Below are 22,320 nucleotides of genomic sequence, written 5' to 3'. Positions count from 1 at the left end.
TTAAAGGTGAGCCATTTGTATTTTAGAAACTCTTTTAATTAATATCTTTTAAAGTCTCTACTTGGTCTGCTGGTCTTAGGCCTAGCTTCGTCAACCCTCAGAGTTCTGCCACTAAATTCAGAACCATCCAAAGCTTCTTTTGCTTTTTCTGCTTCTTCGGTAGTAGACATTTCCACAAAACCAAAACCTTTATTGCCTATTAGTGTAACTTCATTTACACTTCCGTATTGGCCAAACAGCTCTTCCAGCTGTTCTTTGGTAGTGGAGTAGCTAAAATTACCAACATATAGTTTGCTACCTTGCATGTTAACCTCCTTCGTAATATTATTCCCCTAAGCTTGATAATATTTTTTTGAAAGAGGATACAGAAAGAAACAAACTTTACCCTTACTCAAAATATTACAAAACAAAGAGAGACTTAATTTTAATCTTTTTCATATATATTTGTCAAATCAAATCTAAGAATCAATAATTGTCAGCAGTAATATGTATTCTTTAATGTAAAAGGATATAGAAAATCCAATTTATACTTTATTGGTTTTTAAAAAGATAGTCATTGCAACATGTAAAATTCTAGAACTGGCGGAGGGGGAGGGATTCGAACCCCCGGAGGGAAAAACCCTCAACGGTTTTCAAGACCGTCGCAATCAACCAGACTCTGCCACCCCTCCAGGCCACTAATTATACACAAAATTGGAATAAATAAAACCTATTTTTTAGGCTTTATCTCTTCTATTCCATTCATATAAGGCGCTAGGGCTTTGGGGACCTTTATATTACCTTCAGGAGTTTGGTAATTCTCATAGATAGCAATTAAAGTCCTGCCTATAGCGCAGGCAGTGCTGTTCATGGTATGTACCAATCCCTTGAAATCTTCCTGCCGGTATTTAATATTAAGCCTTCTAGCCTGGTAATCCGTATCATGGCTGCATGATGCCAGCTCCCGGTAATTTTGCTGTCCAGGGAGCCAGGCTTCCAGGTCATACTTCTTAGCATTAGGGTTACCAATATCTCCAGTACACATGTTCATTATCCGGTAGTGCAGCCCCAGTCCCCCCATTATTTCTTCCAAAGTTTCTCTTAGCAGCTCATACTCCTGCCAGGACTGGTCAGGGTGGGAATATATAAACATTTCCACTTTATCAAATTGATGGACCCTAAACATGCCCCCCATATCCTTTCCGTAAGCCCCCGCCTCCCTTCTGTAGCAGGTCGAAAAACCAGCATATTTTAATGGAAGATTATCATAATCAATAAATTCATCGCTATGATAGGCGCACAAAGGGACTTCAGCGGTACCTACCAGATATAAATCATCCAACTCAGTTTTATAGTATTGGGTCTTTTCTGCAGGGAAAAAGCCGGTACCATACATTGCCTGCTGTTTTACCATAGTAGGAGGAATAACCGGAATAAACCCCCGCTGGGTTAAGATAGTTAAAACGTACTGAACTAAAGCAAACTCCAACCACACTGCTTCGTTCTTAAGGTATACAAACCTTGATCCCGAAACCTTGGCAGCCCGGTCATCATCCAGTAAATCCAGGTTTTTACCCAACTCAATATGGTTCTTAGGTTCAAATTCAAAATGGGGTTTTTCACCTTTATAGTAAAGAGCAACATTATCATTTTCGTCTTTGCCTACCGGGGTGCTGCTATGAGATAGATTAGGATAATTAGCAAGGTGGTTAAAAAACTCCTCTTCTACCAAAGCCAGGTTTTTTTCCAATTCCTGCAGCTGCCTGTTTAAATCCTTCATTTCCGAAATCTTGGCTGCTTTTTGTGCCTGGTCTAGTTTAGGTATCATTTTTGAAGCTTCATTTTTTTCAGCCCTTAGCTGCTCCACTTCAAAGATAAGGGACCTCCGCTTTTGGTCCAGTAAAATATCGGCATCTACATCAATGTCCATTCTTCTTTTACTTATTTCTTCCTTTATAGTATCCGGATTATTCCTTAATAGCTCTAGATCTATCACTTACTGCTCCTTTATTCTTTCCATGCAGGGTAGGAACCTAATATTTTTATTAGATAAACCTTTTTCCTCAATACCTCGATAGCTTCAAATATCCCCGTGTCATGTATATGGCCTTCCACATCTATCATAAAAACATAATCGCCTAAATTCTTCTTGGCCGGCCTTGATTCCAGCCTGCTTAAATTTATATTCCTTTCTGCAAATTCCCTTAAAATATTGTATAAGCTCCCCGGTTTATCTTTTTTTAAAAAACAAACCAGGGATGTTTTATCATCACCGGTCCTGGATGGTATATAATTTCCCACAAATACAAACCTTGTACGGTTCTCCTTATTATCCTCTATATCCCGGGCAACTATCTCCAAATCATAGAGCTTGGCTGAGATAGCAGTGCCTATGGCTGCAGTGTCATCACTTGCTTCCAATAGCTTCTTTACTGCTTCTGCCGTACTATTGGCAGCTATTACCTCCGCCTGGGGGTAATTAGACCTAATATAGTTTCGGCACTGGGCTGTAGCATGGGGATGGGAGATTATTTTTTTTATAGATTGGGCATTAAACCCTTTTCTGGCAATCAGGCTATGCTTTATGGGTATGATAATTTCCCTAACTATCTTAGATTCGCTTTCAAAAGTTAGGATATCTAAAGTGATATTGACCGAACCTTCAATTGAATTCTCAATAGGCACCAGCCCTTCTTCTGCCTGCCCCCTATCTACATATTTAACGACATCAGTAACTGTAGGCAAAGGTAATTTTTCTATATCTTTTTTCTGTTTTAAATAACAGTTTAAAGCTTCCTCGGTAAAGGTCCCCTCAGGTCCCAAATATGCAATTTTAGTCATAGTAAATTTGTCTGATAATGATTTAAAGATTATATAATAATAAAAAGGTATTATAAAGAGTGTTTTTAGCTTAACCAGAAGTATGTTTACGCTATTTCCATTTAAAGAACTTAATGGATAATTCCAAAGTGGCTATTAGCCAAGCTGATACACTGCTATCTGGTTTCCTTAAACCTTCAATTATTTCTACAGTAGTGGTTTTCCCCGCGCCATTGGGATCCAGCAAACCAAAAATATGTCCTACCTGTATGCTAGAATTAATGCCGTCTACTGCTTTTGCTGGCCGTTGGTTTTTACTAGATTATTGACTTCTAGTATGATACCCATTGTTAATTAAAAAATATTTAACAAATTCTAGGGCATATAATCCTGGGGGTCATGTGGTATACCATCTACCAATACTTCATAATGTAAATGAGGGCCAGTGCTGTTTCCTGTATTGCCCATCAGTCCGATAGCATCACCTTGTTTTACTTCATCACCTACATTAACATGTATCTCGCTTAAATGGGCGTATACGGTAGTATAATCAAATCCATGGTAAATCATAACTTTTTTCCCATAGCCCCCGTGGTAATCGGCGAATATTACTACTCCGCTGGCAGTGGCATTAATGGGAACTCCTGTGCTGTTGGCAATATCCAGGCCTTTATGGTTATATCCCCACCTTCTTTCCCCGAACTTGGAAGTTAACTTGCCCCAGGTAGGCCATATGGAGGGGGTATGTTCCATCAAATATATGTAGTCTTCAATATTAGCTTTATCTTGGGATAGTTTTTCTGACAGTCCGGGAGCCACTTGCAGTAATTGATCCAGCAGAGCATCAATATCGTCTAGCTCCTGTTCCTGGTCAATTACATAATAGAAAACTTCTTCAGGATTATTCTCAAAGTCTATATCTGCATTAAGTTCAGTATTATATAATGCAACCTCGCTCTGGAAGCCTCCCTGTCCGGTAATATCCCTTACTACCCTATCCAGCTCTTCTACTTCTTTTAAATAGTTTTCCAGAATTTTAGTCTTGGTTTCTATCTCTGAGGTTTTCTGTTCCAAATTTTGCAACTCTACTGTTTTGTAATTTATTTTATATTCTATTCTTTCTATTTCTGCTATTTTCTCATCAAGTTTTTGCCGGGTTATATAGAGGTTAGATACCAATATTACCGCAGCTGCAATTACAATAACCCCACAAACATATAATGCTCTTAGAAAGTTAAAGGAGATTTTAAATTTTCTTACTTTAGACTTAGCATCAGATAATACCAGTATTGTAAACGACTTACCTTGCTTTTCTTCCATAAATAACTATTATAATTTACAAAACTTGGCTAATTATAACTGAAAATTAAAACTTATAAAACCCTTTTTAGTCTAAATCTAGTTTTCCATCATAAACTTATAGGATGCGGTGTTATTGTTGATAATAGCTTCTCCGGGTACTGGCCCTGCTGTAACTTCCAGATCACATTTTCTGCCGGGATAAGCTGGGAACCCAGTAATAGTAACTGCTTTTTGTTCCGAGGGGTTTATATTGGCTATGGTATAGGTTTTTTCTTCTACAGGATTATCCTGAGCCCTATAGGTCATAACCACATTAACGTCCCTTTCCGCAATATTACCCTGGTTTTCTATCAAAATAGTTACGCTTATTTCAGTACCCTTGGAAAGTATCAGGAAATCTCCCTGCTCATTTATAACCCTGGGGTCAAATTCTATGCTTTGAGTTACTACTGCCACTCCCCTCCTTTCCTGAAGGGTAGTAACTGTTTTTAGATCTTCTACCAGTCTGGCCACACTCTGGGTGTCAGTTAAATTCTTATCCTGGAGTATTACCGAGTCTATTATGGTAAGATTATTAATATCCATATTCTCACCGGCAACCTGCAGCTCTTCCTGGAAATATTTATAAATCTCATCGCTCATAAACATATACAAAAAAGCATTGGTCATCTGAGAGCTTGAAATGTCTATATCTATGTCCTGCAATGCATTAAACAAGGCTGGCTTAAAAGTTTGGTAAGCTTGGTTTCTGGTCTTTAGGACCAGCTTCAGATAACCGTGGGCTACTTCAAAGGATTGGGGGGGATTAAGCTCATTGCAGTTTTCAGAAATAACTGTGCTCTCTTCAATTATACCCAGCAAGGAGCTGTCCAGCTCCTCCCTGGATATGTTTTTTATTCTGTCCAGGGTTAAAAAGAAGTTAAACGAAACCTGATTTGATTGCTGAACCAGCACGGAAACCGAATTAACATAATCGGCAATGCTAAGCCTCTCTTCCTCTGTAAGGTCTTTTCTTCCTGCTTCACAGCTCCATAAACCTGAAATCCAACTCACAATCACCGCTGCAATAATAATCATTATTATCAGGGTGATGATTGATTCTTTTCTTCCTCTTCTCTCCAACAAATCCTTCCTTTAGAGTTGAATTTTAGCCTGCTAAAAAACAAATTTATTATACAAGCCAATATAACAAAATTCAAACCGCCTTGCGCTATTTAAATACAATTTTATTTAAATAAATTAATGTATTTTTATATAATAAACAATATTGGAAAATTAAAAAGGACTTAATAATGAAAGAAGTGGCTAAATTACCAGTTAGAAATGATGTACCAGCGCATCTTAGATGGAAGACAGAAGATATTTTTGCTGACTTTAAGTCCTGGGAAAAAACCTTTTCTGCCACACAAAGCAAGATAAATATTTTTTCCCAGTTTCAAGGCAGTCTTTCAGGTTCTATCGATAACTTGTATAAAACTCTAAATTTTTATACAGGTACAGCACAGGCCGTAGAGAAATTATTCTTTTTTGCCCACCTAAAAAAAGATGAAGATAATGGCAATTCGGAGTACCAGGGTATGTTGGATCGTGCCCAGGGTTTGCTAATAAAATTTGAAACTGAGTCTGCTTGGCTAATTCCTGAAATATTATCTTTGCCCTCTGCTTATCTAAAACAAGCATCCAGCCAGAAAAGGTTTGCAGATTACCGTCATTTCTTAGGTAACCTGCTAAGGAAAAAATCACATGTCCTTACCTCCCAGGAAGAAAAGATACTAGCTTTAAGTGGAGATATGGCCCAGGCACCCAGATATATTTTTTCCATGATAAACGATGCTGATATTAAATTTCCGGCCATAGCGGATGATAAAGGCCGAAAAGTAGAACTTACCAAGGGTAACTATATTAAGTTTATGGAAAATAGGGACAGAAAAGTAAGGAAAAAAGCATTCACCCAGCTTTATAAAACTTACCGGCAGCAAAAAAACACTATTGCTTCTACCTTATCCTTTTCAGTTAAAAAAGATTTATTTTTTGCGCAAACCAGACAATACAGCTCTTCTTTGGAAATGGCTTTATTTGAAGACAATATACCATTATCCGTATATGATAACCTTATAGATTCAGTACACCAATACCTTCCTTCCTTACATCAATACATAGACATCAAAAAACAAGCATTGGGCCAAAAAAAACTTCATGCCTATGATCTTTATGTTCCCCTGGCTGAAGAAATGCAAGATGCCTATTCTTACCCTCAGGCGATAAAAACAGTTAAGGATGGGCTTTCTGCACTAGGGACTGATTATATGTCCATCATAGAGCTGGCATTAGACAATAGATGGATTGATGTAGCGGAAACCAAGAACAAGACCAGTGGTGCTTACTCCTGGGGTTGCTATAGCTGCCACCCTTTTATCCTGTTAAACTACCAGAACAACCTGGACAGCATATTTACCATAGCCCATGAACTGGGCCACTCGGTTCATAGTTACCTGTCTAACCAGCGTCAGCCCTATATCAATTCTGCCTATTCCATATTCTTAGCTGAAATAGCTTCCACCTTAAATGAGATAAAGCTAACCGAGCACCTTTTAAACCATTACCGGCAACCCAAGAAAAAACTCTATATTTTAAACCATTACCTGGAACAGTTTAGAAATACAGTATTCAGGCAAACCATGTTTGCTGAGTTTGAAAAACAGATTCACCAAATGGTTCAAACGCAACAGCCCTTAACTTACCAGAACCTTTCTGATATCTATTCTGCATTAAATAAGAAATACTATGGCCCTCATTTAGTAATGGACCAGGGATTGGAAATGGAATGGGCAAGAATTCCCCATTTTTATAATAGCTTTTATGTTTATAAATATGCTACCGGTTTCTGTGCCGCCTCAGCTATCTCCCAGCAAATTAAACAGGATGGGGCTTATTTGAAACAATACCTTGACTTTTTGGCCAGCGGCGGCAGCGATTATCCCATAGTTCTTTTAAAGAAGATAGGAATAGACATGACGCAGCCTCAACCGGTAAATTTGGCCTTAAAACAATTTTCAAAGCTGGTAGGCCAGCTCGAAAACCTGATATAATTGATTTTAAGGAGGAAAAATGAAAAATAAAACTGAGCAGCAGTGGAGGCAGTCCCTTTCACCCCAGGCCTACCATATCCTGAGGGAAAAAGGGACTGAGCCTCCTTTTAAGAATGAATACTATAACCATAAGAAAAAAGGTAAATATTATTGTGCTGGTTGCGGCACCCTGCTATTTGATTCCAGGCATAAATTTGACTCAGGCACTGGATGGCCCAGCTTTTATGACTGCGCTAAAAAAGGAAATGTCAGTACCAGCATAGACCACAGCCATAATATGGCTAGAACAGAAGTATTATGTACAAAATGCGGAGGGCACCTGGGCCATGTGTTTGATGACGGGCCCCCTCCTACAGGGAAAAGGTACTGCATAAACTCAGGTTCACTTAATTTTGGGCAGGACTAAAAACAGTCACTTAAAACAGTTTTTATAGCTTCTGCCAGGTGGTGAGGCTCTACTCCGGGAGAGCGGATACCATGTTTTTGGTAAGCGGATTTGGTGACTTCATAAATTTTTTCCTGTTCCAAGGGGCATCCCCGTAATCCATTTTCCAAAAAGGTTAACCCATCCAGCGGCAGCAATGTAAAATCCCCTGATATATTTATGTCTTCAATATTGTTATTTTTGGTTGAGCAGGTGATCCTTATCAAGCCGCCTTCACATTTATAATTGCCTTCATATAAGTTTATATCAGCATTTATCTTTACTTTGCGGTCTAAAAATTTTCCCTTCTTGTAAAGCCATCCCTTATCTGTAAGGCGCTTTCTGATTGATTTTAATTCTTGTGCCTCTTTATGTTTAAGCTTATCTTCCAGAACCAAAGGTCTTTTCCAGGCAGCTTTGACCTCCTCTAAAAATACACTGCTAATGTCGTCGGGAGTAAATAAGGGCAACTGTTTTAAATTACATTCCTTGGTTATATTAGTCACATAATCCTTAACATTCTGATAAACTTTATCTCTGAACTTTTCAGAAGGGACCTTTAATATGCGAGGCATGAGTTCATAATTGAAATCAAACATGAAACTGCCTACTACCACCATGGCTTTTCCTATTTCTGCAGCTCCCGTCCCTCCAATTTTTTTATTATCTATATGCAGGTCATTGATGGGCCGGTGATAGACATTCAGTCCCATTTTTTTATAGGCGTTTATTACTGGCTCTAAAAAAATCCTATATATTTGAGAAACATCTTTGGGCAATTTATTTTGGTTAAAAATGAAGTGGAAAAAAAGCTGGTTTGAATCCAAAAGTACGGCTCCTCCCCCAACTTCCCTCCTTATAATGGGGATGTTGTGAGCGGTACAATAATCTATGTCCACTTCTTTTTCCAGTTCCTGGAAATATCCAATACTGACATAAGTACTTTTAGGACTCATGATGGTGATAGTGTCCATGCTGCCAGAATCAAAAGCATGGGCGACTGTGTGGTAAATAGCTTGAGAATCAAGCCATGAGACTTCTCCAAAATTAATTACCCTTATAGGTTGGCCTGGCATAAATCTCCCCTAATAAATATTGTTTTTAATATTATATTTTAGAGCAAGAAGCTGGTGACTTATGGTTTTAACTTGTAAAAATTATTACTATAATACTTTCATTAGAAAATTAAATCAATTGTTGACCTTATATTTTAAAAATATTGGGATATCGCCCTGGACCTGACTTTAATTAACATCATTTGTATTATTTTCCCCAATATGGCTACAGGATAAATTTTTTGGCTTAGATTTCTAATAGATTATTGCCTATAATTTTAAATTAATTGTAATTTACCCCAAAAAACAATGAACAAACTTAAAGATCTGGTAAAAATTGAGCATTATCAAGAATTTGTAGGCCAGGAAACGGTAGACAGGGTAAAAGAAAAAGCAAAACCTTGCCAAGGCTCGCATGTAGCCCATATAAATTCCACTTTTTATGGAGGAGGAGTAGCAGAAATGCTCTCCCCCCTTACCTTGCTTATGAACAGTGCGGGAATTAAAACCGAGTGGAAGGTACTACAGGGTTCGCCTGATTTTTTTAGTATAACTAAAAAAATGCATAATGCCCTTCAAGGGGCGGATATCAATTTAACCCAGCGCAAAAAAGAAATTTACGAGAGAGTGCTTTTTGAAAATTCCGTACGCAACCGAATGGATCATGATTTTATTATAGTGCATGATCCCCAGCCTCTGGGCATGATTAAGTTTTACCCTAAAAGACAGCCCTGGATCTGGAGATGCCATATAGATCTTTCCAGCCCCAACGGGCACCTGTTCTCCTACCTTAAGCGGTACATTCAACATTACGATGCAACCATACTTACCCTGAAGGAATACAAGCAAGACATACCGGTTCCCCAGGTTTTCTTTATGCCGGCCATTGATCCCTTCTCTGTTAAGAATAAAAAGCTAAGCGATCAAGAGATAGATGAACGCCTGCAACATTACCATATACCTACTGATCTTCCCCTGGTAGTCCAAATATCCAGGTTTGACAGGTGGAAAGATCCTGAAGGCGTAATTGAAGCTTTTAAACTGGCTAGAAAAAAGGTAAGTTGTCATTTGGTACTGTTGGGAAATATTGCTACTGATGACCCGGAAGGTGAAGATATATACAAGAATCTGCTCCGGCACCAGGATGAGCATATAACCATTATTAGCCACCAGGACTCAGCACTGGTAAATTCACTACAAAGCAAAGCAGCGGTGGTATTGCAAAAATCAATCAAAGAGGGCTTTGGCCTTACTGTAACTGAAGCCATGTGGAAAGGTGCTGCTGTAATTGGCGGAAGAGCCGGAGGGATCACCCATCAAATAAAAAATGGTTTTAATGGTTTCCTGGTGTCATCTATTGAAGAAACAGCGGAAAGGATAGTCCAGTTAATAAAAGATAGGGATTTACGTAAAAAATTAGGGCTAGAAGCCAGGGAAACGGTTAGAAACAATTTCCTTATGATAAGATACTTGGAACAATATCTAGACCTATTTAACTCATTTGAAACTATTTACAGGCTTAAGCCCCATAAATACGGGCATGGAACAATAATTTAATCCCAGCCGAGTTTTTGGCTTAATAGCTTCCAATAATCGACAATTTTAGGACTTATGGTTTTTTTACCTTTTAACAGTTCAATAACCTTGGTGATTCCTTTTTTTTGAATTATAAAACCAAGAATTGCACCAATTATAGCACCGCCTATTATGAATCCTGCATCCCGTTTATTCATAAACCACTATCCCCTACTCCGAGTTCTTGGCTTTTTTAATACCGCTTATTAGCCCGGCCCCGGTACTTATGACTTTTATAATAGGGCTAGTGACCACTATCCTGGCCAGCCTTATAATCTTTTCTAGCTGCTCCACAATGGAGCCTGCGCTACGGGTAATATCATTTATAGAGGATATTTCCACGTTAAGCTTTCCTACCATAAGATTGAGATCACCAACCATGGGGTCTATCCGGTCGCTAACGCTTCCGATGATACGGTTTGCTTTAGATAAAAGCTTAAATATGGGAACAGCTAAAATTATAGCTATTATAGAAAATGCTGACATCAAAATAATTGCTACCAGACCTATTATCTCCAAAGAAGTCATTACCTTGCTCCTTGCTATTTTTTGTACAACCTATTTATTTTTTTTAGTGACCCTGAAAAAAATATAAGCATATAAGATAATTATACCGAAAACCATCACTGCCAATGTAATAATTAGGCCCAGGCCCCTTTGCTGAACTATAGCCACCACCAAGGCAATAATTAAAAACACCATGACCATGATGGCGCAGCCTATGCCCTGCCTGCTTACATCTTTATTTTTTCTGGTATCTAATATTATCCTTTTCATTTCAGGATTACCTTAATAATATAACATATTGACTTAAATCTGAATTTAAAAATAATAATTGATTTTTAACCGGGGTGAGCCTATGATTAGCTCATTATTTAATTCTAACTTTAGTGAGGTGAGAATGGGCACCAAAAAAGCAAAAGGTAAGAAAAAAACTAAATAATAAAAAACAAAAGTCCTGTACTAGATACAGGGCTTTTTTTATTTAGCATAAGTGCTTATACCTGCCCTTGGTCTAAAGAGTGTGTAAATTTAGTATTGTTATTTGCACAATTTTTATAAGATACCCGGATTATTATTTAAGAAAATTCTAAATTTATTTGCACTTTTAAAGAATTGCTATAATGGGTTATTCAAACCTCCTCTTTTTCACCCATAACGCGCAAAAACAGTTCAGTAATCCTCGGGTCAAACTGTGTTCCCGCCCCCTTACTGATTACTTTAAGGGCTGCCTGTTTCCGTTTCTTTAAAGAAAGTTCGCCTCTGTTCAGCACTCGATCATAAGTCTCGCCAACTGCAATGATTCTAGAAATCAAGGGGATTTGTTCCCCTTTTAGCCGTCTTGGATATCCGGTACCATCCCATTTTTCATGATGACCATAAATATATTCGGCCAAATCTAGCGTGTCATCAAAGAGACTTAAAATCCTATACCCAACTACCGAATGTTGCTGCATTCTTTCTAGCTCTATATCTGAGAGAAAATCCTTGGACAATATGCTATCGTCAAATACGATTTTCCCTATATCGTGCAGATATCCTGCCCTGCTTAATTTACTAATCTCTGCTTCCGGAAGAAGCATAGCTGACCCTATTTTGTAGCACAGTTCACTGACTTTGGCTGAATGTCGTTTCTCCCTTGGGTTTCTTGCATGCAGGGTTTCTATTATAGCATCAATAATGTCCTTATTTATGGATTTTCGATTCATAGTTTTGTCTTTGTACATTGCATTTTCAGCATTAACCATTATCTCGTCAAGCGATTGATCAGTGCTTATTTTTGTATCAAGACCAAGAGAAATGCTGCATTTAATGGCTTCCACCCTGGCATCAGTGAATCCAGCCCTGATTCTATCCATAATCTTTTCTGCATTTACTCCAGTTGTTCTTGGTAAAAATATTATAAACTCGTCACCCCCGACACGTGCAACCAAATCGCCCTGCCTACATGCCTGGAGTAAAATTTTAGATGATTTTTTTATTAACTCGTCCCCGGCAGCATGCCCGAATATATCATTGGTCATCTTCAGCCCGTTAATATCCGCTGAAATAATAGAAAGCGGAAGATTGTCCTGGTTATCAAACTTTGTACGGTTTTCTTCAAAACATCTACGATTTTGAAGTCCAGTGAGGGTATCATAACAGCTTAAATATTGAATTTCTGCTTCTTTTTGTTTGCGCTCACTTATATCCATAAAGGTTATTACAGAGCCTATGATCTCTCCATTTCTAATTTGCGGGTATGAAAAATATTCTACATCAAAAGAAGTGCCGTCAGCACGCCAGAAAACTTCGTCATCTACATGTGAACCTTCACCGTTTATAAATGCTTTTAAAATTTTACATTCATCAATGGGAATAGGGGTCCCGTCCTTGGTGGTATGGTGAATTTGCCAGTGCATATTCTTGCCGATTAATTCAGCCTGACTATTATAGCCCAGCATTTTAATACTGCTTCTATTGCAGAAGCTGCAGTTGCCTTTTAAGTCGACACCATAAATAGCTTCAGCTGCTGAGTCTAAAATCAACCGCAGCTCATCCTGGCTGTTCTCCAATTGAAAATTTATTTTTCTTAGCTCATCCCATGCTTCTTTTCTACTTTTTTCATAGTAAGCTATCATCAACACTATGCTTAGGGTTGCTCCTGCAATATTAAAAACAGACTGATTATCAAATTCTGCCGGACTCCAACCCGCTTTGTTATATAGGAAAAAGTAAAACATGTAAGCTCCAAAAATGCACAAAGCAATCCTTGCAGTCTTTTTACCCAATAAAAAGTATATAATAGGAGGAAGGATAGCGAGCCAATAGAAAGCGTAGTGTTTATTCTGAACAACCTGAAAAAAGGCAGCTAGAATAAAAAACAAAATTGCCACTGAGAGATAAGCAGCAACTTTATAATTATTTGTCTTTTTAAAGTATATTAAAGTTAATAAGGATAAAACAACAGATGCAGCATTAACTATGGCGGCGCCGTACATCCTAAAAAGGACGATATCTATAAAAACAAAAAGGAGGCAAATGACCAGCATAATAGTAAGAATAACATTTAAGACATATACTTTTCTGTATAAAGCATCAACTTTGTCATACCTGCCATTGTTGGTTAAGTATTTACTGAACCAATTAACTCTTCTATTCTCTCTCACACCAGTTCTACTCCCTCAGATTTCTGATACGCATAGAAATACAATGCATATTTATTCTCAATGTACCCATTTCCTATTTACCCCTACCGCTTAAGATAAATCAATAGGTTAAATTAGAATGATAAGGTACATACCTTAAGGCACAGACCTACTGCTCAATTAGTTCTTCCCAATTACAATGTCAATAAAACTCACTATAGGTTCAAAACAAGCCGGATAGGTGAACTTTTATTTTTTTGTTTATAGCCGCTTACCTATCCACAGCTTTTGTATAGATCTTCATTGATTATTTTATCACCGGTGGCCTCAACAGCAATAATTTTTGCCATTAAAGAAATATTTTCTATTTTAATCCTATATGAATAACTAAAACCATCATAGTGATCATGTTGTGCTAGCACTAAATTAGAAATATGATTATACTCACAAGGTTTTTGAAAAATTCCGTCTTCTTTGGGAGGATAAAGCCTCATCACTTCCCCGCTCTTTTTGGCGCCCAGTTTGCACCTTTTTTAAGAACAGCTTAGCTGCCCTTATTTTTCTGATATCAAAAGGATATCCTACAACTTCAAATTTGTCGAATTCTTAATTACGCAAAATCAGCTTCTACACAATAGTTTAACCAAATTTACAGCTTGTTTGGGCAGCTTTTCCTCATTTGCTTTTTTTAACAGAGTTTCCATGATGACATAAACCGTTGTGCTTTTTGCTTTCTTTTTACTTAAAACTTCTTGTTTTCAGTAAAACCCTCTGCCGTTAATCGTTGGTTGAAATGCTATAAACATCAACAATTTTTATTTCTCCGTTCTTAAATCCCTATAGAAGTTAAACTTATCCAAAGCTTTTTTGCTCTGTGCGATGATCTCGTCTTTATCTATGGTGATTATGTGTTGTATTGGCATATTCAAGAGTACTGCCCTGCAATAGACAGAAAAACTGATCATTGATTGGTTGCAATCAAGCAACTATGGAAACTGTTATTTGGCTTCTTCCTATTCTGAGATGTGTAGTATTACCTCTCAAGGTATTTTATTTCTACTTATTGACTACATGCACTGCCTACTATTTCAAGAACCATCCTTTGGCAATAATCCATTGCCCTTATTCCCATAAAAACCATAATGATTTGGTGGGCGAAGGGGGACTTGAACCCCCATGCTCTTGCGAGCACTAGACCCTGAACCTAGCGCGTCTGCCAATTCCGCCATTCGCCCTTACCAAAGTCTGATTTTTCAGCTTATGCTGACTTTTTATTTTAACTATTTTATTTATAAATACAATAGCCCCAAGGCTTTAATTATCATTTTTTTTAAGCATTCCTTATTGCCCCTGGATGAATTTTAACTTGTTTAATGGCTATAATAATAATTAAAGTCCATGTTTTAAAAGATTAAGGCAGGGGAAAGCTGGCCACTCCCATAACAGGAATTAAAGATTCCAACCATAGGCTTAATTATACTTACAATAAATGCTTTAAGTGTTGGGGTCTTTTACTGTTAGAAGCACCCTCTTACCCCTCCAATATCCTAATGTTTGTAAAACCAATAAATTGAATGCAATTTCCGCCTTGATTGCCCTACCCTAACCCTTATTGGGGTCCATTGCCAAATATAAATTGCATATAGTCTTTATTTTTTAAAAATTTATCTTTACTATTATATCCATTGGGTAATGATTTTAAAAAATAATGGAATACTTTTCACTTACTGACATAGGTAACTACCGGGAAAAAAACGAAGACAGCTTGTATGCAGACTCTAATTTGTTTTTAGTAGCAGACGGTATGGGCGGCCATAAAGCAGGGGAAATAGCCAGCAAGACAGCCCTAGAGGTATTTACTAAGAATTTTTATAACCAGAAATTAAATATCAAAAACCTGGCTCCCCCCTCTATTACTCAATTAATGATACAATGCGCCCAATTTTCTAATCGTGAGGTTTACAGGCTCTCAGAAGAAAACCCCCAGTATAGCGGAATGGGAACTACTTTAACTGCCTGCTATATTTCAGATTTAACCGCTTATGTCCTTAATGTAGGCGATAGCAGGCTATATTTAAAAAAAGGCAAAGAAGTGACACTGAAAACTTATGACCAAACGCTGGCGGGGGAATTATATAAAAAAGGGGAAATCAGCTACGACCAGGCCTTTAGCCATCCGCAAAAAAATATACTTACCCAGGTAGTAGGTATGAATTCTGATTTAAAGCCGCAAAGCTTTCAGTTGAACTTGAATCAGGGAGATACCCTGCTTCTGTGCACAGATGGTCTAAATTCTATGCTAAAAGACCAAATGATTGGCAAAATTATGAACAAACAGAAAACCCTTTCTGCTATGGGGCAAAGCCTAGTAGAACACGCCAAGCGCCAAGGCGGCTATGATAATATTACTTTGATAATAATAAGAATATAATAATGGATCAATCTGTTCTGGTAGCCAACAGGTATAAAATAATCAATAAAATAGCCAGCGGAGGCATGGCTGATGTATATCTGGCCCAAGATACCAAGCTGGACCGCAAAGTTGCTGTTAAAATATTAGCCGAAAACTATGCCCAAAACAAAAATTTTGTGGCCAGATTTAAACATGAAGCCCAGATACTGGCTAAACTTAACCATCCCAATATAGTTATGGTTTATGACTGGGGCCAGTATAATGGATCCTATTTTATCTGTATGGAATATATTGAAGGTTACAGCCTAAAGGAAATAATTGACAGAAGAGGCATTATTTTACCCCGGGAAGCGGCCAGATATGGAATACAGATATGCCAGGCTTTGGAAGCAGCACACAGCAATAGCCTTATCCATCGTGACATTAAACCTCAAAACATATTGATAACTTTGGAAAATACAGTCAAGGTAACTGACTTTGGAATTGCCAAAGAAGCCATAGATGATGCTACCAAAACCATGAATATAATTGGTACCGCTAACTATATATCACCAGAACAGGCTATGGGAAAATCCTTGGATGCCCGCTCTGATATATATTCCCTGGGAGTAGTCTTGTATGAAATGATTACTGCGGACCTTCCTTTTAGGGGCGAAAGCAGCGTGGATATAAGCTTAAAACATATTAATGAGATTCCGGCCAAACCCTCCTTGATGGTACCGGATATTCCCTTGCCTTTGGAAAGAATAGTTATGCGGTGTCTCCAGAAGGACCGGGAAAATAGATATCCTTCAATTAGCCATTTAAAAAAGGACCTTTTCCGGTATCTTGAAGCCAGGCCTCTTTCCATAGATCAAGTAAGTTTGAAAAAAACTGGTCTCCGGTCTCGGTGGTTTAGGAAGACAGTGGGTCCCCTAAAAGTGTTGGATTTAATTTTGATGGCAGCAACCCTGATATTGGCCATTACCACCATATTTTTTGCATTAAATTTCATTAAAATTAAAAGCTACAATGAACCTTATCAGCTTCCTGATCTGGCAGGTATGGACTACAGCACTGTTAGGCATTTTTTATCTGAAAATAAAATAGAGATTGAGGCTGAGTATCAATATAATGAAACTATAACTGAAGATACCATAATTTCACAAAAGCCCCCTGCTTTAACCATGATGGACGGACCTGGCACGGTAAATGTAGTGGTAAGCCAGGGGCCAGAGCCTAAACCAATAACTGTTCCCAACCTAATCGGTTTGAGCATGGAGGAAGCAAAAGATATTATAAACAGCCTGCAGTTAGAGGTGGGTATTATAGACGAAGAAACTTCCAGCCCAGGGAGCGATACCAAGATCATAGGACAGGAACCCTCTTACGGGCAGATAATAGAAAAGGGCAGCGAGATCAATGTTACTATAGGAACAGGACCTCAAATGGTAACTATACCTAATATTATAGGAGAGGATTACCCCTATGTGGCCAGCCAGCTACAATCATTGGGACTAAATTTAGATACAGAAATGGTAACCCATTACAGCTATACTCCAGGGTCAGTAATAGAAACCCTGCCTCAGCCTGGTTCTGCGGTAGAAATAGGCAGCATTGTAAAAATTTATATTGCCACCAACCAGGAAATGGTTAATGTTCCCAATCTTTATCAAATGAACCTTACCCAGGCAGCAGAAGCTCTGGGCTCTATCACCCTTAAATACGAAGTGAAAGAAATTACCTCCGCATATTCAGTGCAAAAAGGTTTAATTCTATTCCAATATCCTGCGGCTGGGGATTCTGTATTTTTAAACTCCACCGTAATCATATTTATTGGGAATTAGGCGGCTCTGAAAAAAAACCCATAGATTCAAATTTTTCTGCTCTTTCCTTTTTTAACTGACTTCCTTTTTTATCCAATAATTCCCTCAGGCTAAGCCCCAAATACTTTTTAACAATTCTCACCGTTCTAGGCATATTGTTTTGAGCCCCTCCCCAAGGCTCAGGTATTACCTTATCAATTATTCCTAAACGGTAAAGATCTTTAGCCGTTATTTTTAAGGCCCTGGCCGCTAATTTGGAACCTGCAGGATCCTTCCACAGAATAGCAGCGCACCCTTCCGGGGATATTACTGAATAGGTGGAATTCTGCAGCATCATAACCCTATTGCCAATGGCCATAGCCAGGGCACCTCCGCTGCCTCCTTCCCCAATCAGTATAGTTATGACCGGTACAGTAATTTCAAACATAAGCTCTATGCTTTTTGCGATCGCTGTTGCCTGCCCTTGATCTTCGGCTTCTATGGCCGGATAAGCTCCCGGAGTATCTATAAAAGTAATCACTGGAAAATTAAACTTTTGGGCCATATTCATTATCCTTTGTGATTTCCTATACCCAGATGGACTGCTCATACCAAAATTATATTTTACTCTTTCTTTGATATCCCTACCCTTATTATGGCCTACCACGGCTACAGTAAGGGTGCCAAGCCGGGCCAAACCTGTAATTATTGATTGGTCATCCTGGCCTAGACGATCTCCTTTAAGCTCTACAAAATCATCAAATATTCCTTTAATGTAATCCAGGGTCTGAGGCCTTCTTTCATCCCTGGACAGTTGAACAATATTCCAAACTTTTAAAGCCCCTTTTTCCACTTTCCTGTAGTTTTGTACCTTATCCAATAATTCTTTTTCAGCCTGCGTAAAATGGGAACTTCTAAACAAAGAAAATTCTTTTAGTTTTTCCAGTCTCAAAAAAGCTTTTAGCGTATCTTTTAAATAGTGTCCTGGTATGTTTTTTAAATCCTTTAATTCCATATGGGCCTTTTAGAAAAAATTTAATATTTTTATAAGGGCAGGTCTTAACCGGCTTCTTTCTACAATAATATCAATCAAACCATGTGACAAATCCCTTTCAGCTGTCCCGAAATCAGGGGGAAGGTCTTTTTTTATAGTTTGCTGAACCACACGCGGACCTGCAAAACAGAATAAGGCACCGGGCTCAGCTATAATAATATCTGCAATAGAAGCAAAACTGGCACTTACCCCCCCGGTAGTAGGGTGGGTAATTACTGAAAAGAAAGGCAGCCTTTCCTCGCCCAGCCTTCGGATGCAGGAAACTGTTTTTGCCATCTGCATCAAGGACATGATCCCTTCCTGCATCCGGGCTCCTCCGGAAGCGGTAATTATGATTAAAGGAAGCCTATCTTTGATAGCATGATCACTTAACAGCTTAATCTTTTCCCCAACTACACTGCCCATACTACCCCCCATATAGGCAAAATCCATGACCCCTAAAGCTATGGGCCGGTTGTCCAGCCGGGCTGTTCCCACCATAATGGCTTCATCCATTCCACTTTTAGACCGGGCTTCTACCAGCCTATCAGAATAAGGCTTAATATCCTGGAATTTTAAAAAATCCAAAGAATTAATATTAGAAGCCAGCTCCCTGAAACTATCCTCATCAACAGTAAGGTCTATTCTTTCTAAAGCCGTCAAGGGACTGTGGTGCCCACATTTAAGACATACTTTAAAGTTATTTACAAACTCTTTTTGATCCATCCGGCTATTACATTGGCGGCAGGTTATTGTTCCCATTTTTTAAACCCCAGACATACATTGTGGCCCCCAAAACCCATTGAATTAGATAAAGCAACCCTTACTTTCCTTTCCACCCTGACATGGGGGGTGTAATTTAAGCGGCATTGGCTGTCAGGATTATCCAGGTTTATGGTAGGAGGAATAACTTCATTTACCAGAGCCAGTACTGAAGCTACTGCTTCTATGGCTCCTGCGGCTCCCAGGCAGTGACCGGTCATGGATTTGGTAGAGCTTATATTTATGTTATCGGTATAAGTGCCGAACAGTCTTTCAATAGCTGTGCTTTCCACTATGTCATTTAAAGGGGTAGAGGTTCCATGGGCATTTATATAGTCGACTTCACTTGGTTCGATATTGCCTTGTTCCAAACAGTTACCCATACACCTGGCCACGTTTTGTCCAGATTGTTCTAAAGCTGTCATGTGGTATGCTTCGCCGGAAAGGCCGTAACCAAACATTTCAGCATATATTTTAGCTCCCCTGCCCAGGGCATATTCCATATCCTCCAAAATCAATATTCCGCAGCCTTCCCCCATTACAAATCCATCCCTATCCCGGTCAAAAGGCCTGGAAGCTTTCTGTGGTTCAGAATTCCTGGTAGATAAAGCATTCATGTTAGAAAAACCGCTCATACCCAGAGGAGTTATAGGTGCTTCGCTGCCTCCGGCAATCATTACTTCTGCTGCTCCCCTCCTTATAATTTCAAATGCATCTCCAATAGCATTTGAGCCTGCTGCACAGGCAGTAGTAGTAGTGCTTACCGGCCCCCTGGCTCCACTCATGATAGATACCTGTGCTGCAGCCATATTGCTAATAATCATAGGGATGAGAAATGGGCTTACCCTGTTTGCACCCTTCTGTATCATCCTGGTATGCTGCAATTCCAGGGTGCCCAGCCCCCCTACCCCGCTGCCAATATACACTCCTACCTGGTGGCCGTTTTCCTGATTTATAACCATGGTGCTGTCTTTGATAGCCTGGGCTGCAGCAGCATAGGCAAACTGAGCAAAACGGTCCATTCTTTTAGATAATTTTAACTCCATATAGTCATCAGGATTGAAATTTTTAATCTGGGCAGCTATCTTTGAGGATATCTTATCCAAATCAAAACCCTCAATAGTGCTTACTCCTGATTTTCCCTCTATAAGACTATTCCAGTAAGTTTCGACATCTAACCCCAAAGCAGTAATAACTCCCAAACCTGTAACCACTACTCTTTTTTGTTTACAGTTATTTTCCATATATTTCCTTTCTATATCCCCATTCCACCATCAACATTCAGTACTGTTCCTGTAATATAATCAGAATCGCTGCTGGCTAAAAAAACTATAGCCTTGGCCACATCTTCTACTGAGCCTAATCTTTTTGCAGGTACTAAATCTAAAATTTTTTGTTTAACCTCATCTTTAAGGTTTTCAGTCATGGCAGTATCTATATAGCCCGGTGCCACTGCATTTACCTGAATATTTTTAGCAGCCAGCTCTTTAGCTAAAGACTTGGTCAAGCCAATGAGCCCCGCTTTAGCTGCAGCATAGTTAGCCTGACCCAGATTGCCGTGTAAGCCCACTATGGAAGATATATTTATTATCTTCCCCTTGCGGTTCTTAATCATATTCCTAACTACATTTTTGCACAGCAGGAAAGCTCCGGTTAAGTTAATGTCTAATACCTGTTTCCAATCCTTCAACGGCATTCTCATCATCAGGTTATCCCTGGTAATTCCCGCATTATTAACCAATATATCAATATTGTGGAAAATGCCGGTAATCTTTTCCAGGTTAAGCTCCACATCTTCTTCATTGGAAATATCTACATGGAAATAATGGACACGCTTTGATCCAAATTTTTGGTTAAGTTCTTTTTGGGTTATCTGGCCCTGCTTTTGGTCCAAATCAAATATAATTACCTGGGCGCCTTCCTCCAAGAAAGACTCCGCTATGCTCCTGCCGATGCCTCGGGCTCCTCCGGTTATTAGACAAACTTTATCTTTAAGCTTCATCTGTCCCTTCCTTGTTTTTAAAATCATTTAATAAAGTATCCAGGTTATCTTCAAAATCAAATACCTCTATACTATTTCTTTCACTTTGGCTAATTCTAAGCACCAGGCTTGCCAGTACGTTCTTGGGCCCAATTTCAACAAAAGCGTTAAAACCTTCATTTAGCAATTTAATTACTGAATCCAGCCAATTTATAGGGGTTATTAGCTGTTTTTCCAAAATTTCTTTGACCTCTTCCGCAACTATCCATTTTTTACCACTTGAAGAGAAAAAGGGAATATTTAAATCACCAATAGTTAAATTGTTATTCAAATAGGACTTTAATTTCCGGGCTACCGGTTCCATTAAGGGGCAATGAGAGGATGCCCCAACTTTCAAGGGTAAAATTTTTCTAACCCCGTTATGTTTAAGCTGTTCTATAGCCTTAACCATGTCCTGTTTGAGGCCGCTTAATACAATTTGATTATGACTATTATAATTGGCTATATATATATTAATCTTTAATTCTTTTATGAGCTCTTCTACCATAGTATATTCCTGGCCAAGGACTGCTGCCATCATGCCGGGATTTAGATGGTTTTGTTCAGCCATAATTTTTGACCGGTAAATAACCAGGTTTAGGCCTTCATAAAAACTACATCCCCCGCTGGCATATAAAGCGCTGTAATCACCCAGGCTATGGCCAATTACCGCATCTGCTTGTATGGCTAAACTGGTGTTCTCTTTAAGGTAATCATAATAGGCGCAACTTAAACTGTATATGGCAGGCTGGCTGTATTCTGTTTGGCTTAAAGTATGGGGCTGCTCAGCAATTATCTCTAAAATATCTATGCCCATGGCCTGATTGCATTGCTTTATGTAGGCCATATATTTTGGATTATCCTCTAAAAATTTTATCCCCATTCCCTGATACTGGGATCCTTGTCCAGGAAACATTAATGCTGTTTTTTTCATTA

21 protein-coding genes, 2 tRNA genes and 1 pseudogene are annotated in these 22,320 nt (G+C 38.7%); 5 read left to right on the top strand and 19 right to left on the bottom strand.

The genetic code is table 11. The features are described 5' to 3' along the window. Positions 1-38 precede the first annotated feature (38 nt). From PHN32_02495 to PHN32_02465, 7 genes and pseudogenes are all read right to left on the bottom strand, one after another. Positions 39-305, bottom strand: a complete 267-nt coding sequence (locus PHN32_02495) for an RNA-binding protein (protein MDD3776463.1) — start codon at positions 303-305, stop codon at positions 39-41. Between the two features lie 275 nt (positions 306-580). Beyond that, positions 581-671, bottom strand: a tRNA-Ser gene (locus PHN32_02490). 38 nt (positions 672-709) lie between these two features. Then, the gene (serS, locus tag PHN32_02485; protein MDD3776462.1) at positions 710-1,975 is read right to left on the bottom strand and encodes a serine--tRNA ligase; all 1,266 of its coding nucleotides are present in this window, start codon (positions 1,973-1,975) and stop codon (positions 710-712) included. 11 nt (positions 1,976-1,986) lie between these two features. Continuing rightward, on the bottom strand, positions 1,987-2,820 hold the full coding sequence (gene pheA / locus PHN32_02480) for a prephenate dehydratase (GenBank protein ID MDD3776461.1): 834 nt from the start codon (positions 2,818-2,820) through the stop codon (positions 1,987-1,989). A 157-nt stretch (positions 2,821-2,977) separates the two neighbouring features. Beyond that, positions 2,978-3,147: pseudogene (locus PHN32_02475) on the bottom strand (ATP-binding cassette domain-containing protein). A 27-nt stretch (positions 3,148-3,174) separates the two neighbouring features. After that, positions 3,175-4,119: a peptidoglycan DD-metalloendopeptidase family protein gene (locus tag PHN32_02470; GenBank protein ID MDD3776460.1), complete on the bottom strand. Its 945-nt coding sequence runs from the start codon at positions 4,117-4,119 to the stop codon at positions 3,175-3,177. Between the two features lie 78 nt (positions 4,120-4,197). Next, the gene (locus PHN32_02465; GenBank protein MDD3776459.1) at positions 4,198-5,226 is read right to left on the bottom strand and encodes a CARDB domain-containing protein; all 1,029 of its coding nucleotides are present in this window, start codon (positions 5,224-5,226) and stop codon (positions 4,198-4,200) included. A 167-nt stretch (positions 5,227-5,393) separates the two neighbouring features. Between PHN32_02465 and pepF the strand changes: the two genes are divergently transcribed. Further along, the gene (pepF, locus tag PHN32_02460; protein ID MDD3776458.1) at positions 5,394-7,190 is read left to right on the top strand and encodes an oligoendopeptidase F; all 1,797 of its coding nucleotides are present in this window, start codon (positions 5,394-5,396) and stop codon (positions 7,188-7,190) included. A gap of 19 nt (positions 7,191-7,209) precedes the next feature. After that, entirely contained in the window at positions 7,210-7,596 is a 387-nt protein-coding gene (gene msrB, locus PHN32_02455; GenBank protein MDD3776457.1) for a peptide-methionine (R)-S-oxide reductase MsrB, read from the top strand. Here msrB and PHN32_02450 read toward each other — a convergent pair. Then, a complete protein-coding gene (locus PHN32_02450) occupies positions 7,593-8,690 on the bottom strand; it encodes a lipoate--protein ligase (protein MDD3776456.1) in 1,098 nt (365 codons plus the stop codon). The genes msrB and PHN32_02450 overlap by 4 nt on opposite strands. A 288-nt stretch (positions 8,691-8,978) precedes the next feature. Here PHN32_02450 and PHN32_02445 point away from each other — a divergent pair, with 288 nt between their 5' ends. Continuing rightward, positions 8,979-10,226, top strand: coding sequence for a glycosyltransferase (locus PHN32_02445; GenBank protein ID MDD3776455.1), 1,248 nt, complete (start codon positions 8,979-8,981; stop codon positions 10,224-10,226). Here PHN32_02445 and PHN32_02440 read toward each other — a convergent pair. From PHN32_02440 to PHN32_02415, 6 genes are all read right to left on the bottom strand, one after another. After that, complete coding sequence (locus PHN32_02440; protein MDD3776454.1) at positions 10,223-10,402, bottom strand: hypothetical protein; 180 nt, start codon at positions 10,400-10,402, stop codon at positions 10,223-10,225. The two genes, PHN32_02445 and PHN32_02440, sit on opposite strands and share 4 nt — an antisense overlap. 13 nt (positions 10,403-10,415) lie before the next feature. Beyond that, positions 10,416-10,772: a hypothetical protein gene (locus tag PHN32_02435; protein ID MDD3776453.1), complete on the bottom strand. Its 357-nt coding sequence runs from the start codon at positions 10,770-10,772 to the stop codon at positions 10,416-10,418. A gap of 30 nt (positions 10,773-10,802) precedes the next feature. Further along, positions 10,803-11,021 (bottom strand): hypothetical protein, encoded by a 219-nt coding sequence (locus tag PHN32_02430; protein MDD3776452.1) that lies wholly within the window; start codon positions 11,019-11,021, stop codon positions 10,803-10,805. Between the two features lie 356 nt (positions 11,022-11,377). Further along, on the bottom strand, positions 11,378-13,393 hold the full coding sequence (locus PHN32_02425; GenBank protein MDD3776451.1) for a diguanylate cyclase: 2,016 nt from the start codon (positions 13,391-13,393) through the stop codon (positions 11,378-11,380). 254 nt (positions 13,394-13,647) lie between these two features. Beyond that, complete coding sequence (locus tag PHN32_02420; GenBank protein ID MDD3776450.1) at positions 13,648-13,866, bottom strand: hypothetical protein; 219 nt, start codon at positions 13,864-13,866, stop codon at positions 13,648-13,650. Between the two features lie 654 nt (positions 13,867-14,520). After that, positions 14,521-14,607, bottom strand: a tRNA-Leu gene (locus tag PHN32_02415). Positions 14,608-15,080: 473 nt separating this feature from the next. On the opposite strand from PHN32_02415, the gene PHN32_02410 reads away from it, so the two are divergent. Then, a complete protein-coding gene (locus tag PHN32_02410) occupies positions 15,081-15,803 on the top strand; it encodes a Stp1/IreP family PP2C-type Ser/Thr phosphatase (GenBank protein ID MDD3776449.1) in 723 nt (240 codons plus the stop codon). Positions 15,804-15,805: 2 nt separating this feature from the next. Further along, complete coding sequence (locus tag PHN32_02405; protein ID MDD3776448.1) at positions 15,806-17,611, top strand: protein kinase; 1,806 nt, start codon at positions 15,806-15,808, stop codon at positions 17,609-17,611. Here PHN32_02405 and PHN32_02400 read toward each other — a convergent pair. Genes PHN32_02400 through PHN32_02380 form a run of 5 tightly spaced genes read right to left on the bottom strand, consistent with a single transcriptional unit; the run spans position 17,598 to position 22,318 of the window. Further along, positions 17,598-18,584: an acetyl-CoA carboxylase carboxyltransferase subunit alpha gene (locus tag PHN32_02400; GenBank protein ID MDD3776447.1), complete on the bottom strand. Its 987-nt coding sequence runs from the start codon at positions 18,582-18,584 to the stop codon at positions 17,598-17,600. The two genes, PHN32_02405 and PHN32_02400, sit on opposite strands and share 14 nt — an antisense overlap. A gap of 9 nt (positions 18,585-18,593) precedes the next feature. Next, on the bottom strand, positions 18,594-19,364 hold the full coding sequence (gene accD / locus PHN32_02395; GenBank protein ID MDD3776446.1) for an acetyl-CoA carboxylase, carboxyltransferase subunit beta: 771 nt from the start codon (positions 19,362-19,364) through the stop codon (positions 18,594-18,596). Next, positions 19,352-20,608 carry a beta-ketoacyl-ACP synthase II gene (fabF, locus tag PHN32_02390; GenBank protein ID MDD3776445.1) on the bottom strand — a complete coding sequence of 419 codons (1,257 nt, stop codon included), beginning with the start codon at positions 20,606-20,608 and terminating at the stop codon, positions 19,352-19,354. Before fabF ends, accD begins: the two co-directional genes overlap by 13 nt. Positions 20,609-20,619: 11 nt before the next feature. After that, positions 20,620-21,366, bottom strand: a complete 747-nt coding sequence (gene fabG / locus PHN32_02385; protein MDD3776444.1) for a 3-oxoacyl-[acyl-carrier-protein] reductase — start codon at positions 21,364-21,366, stop codon at positions 20,620-20,622. Beyond that, entirely contained in the window at positions 21,356-22,318 is a 963-nt protein-coding gene (locus tag PHN32_02380) for an ACP S-malonyltransferase (GenBank protein ID MDD3776443.1), read from the bottom strand. The genes fabG and PHN32_02380 overlap by 11 nt, the downstream gene beginning before the upstream one ends. Between the last annotated feature and the right edge of the window lie 2 nt (positions 22,319-22,320).

The sequence above is a fragment of the Actinomycetota bacterium genome (assembly GCA_028698215.1).
Taxonomy (GTDB): Bacteria; Actinomycetota; Humimicrobiia; order Humimicrobiales; family Humimicrobiaceae; genus Halolacustris.
Note: the sequence above shows the minus strand (reverse complement) of the source record. Positions and strands in the feature narration are given on the sequence as shown.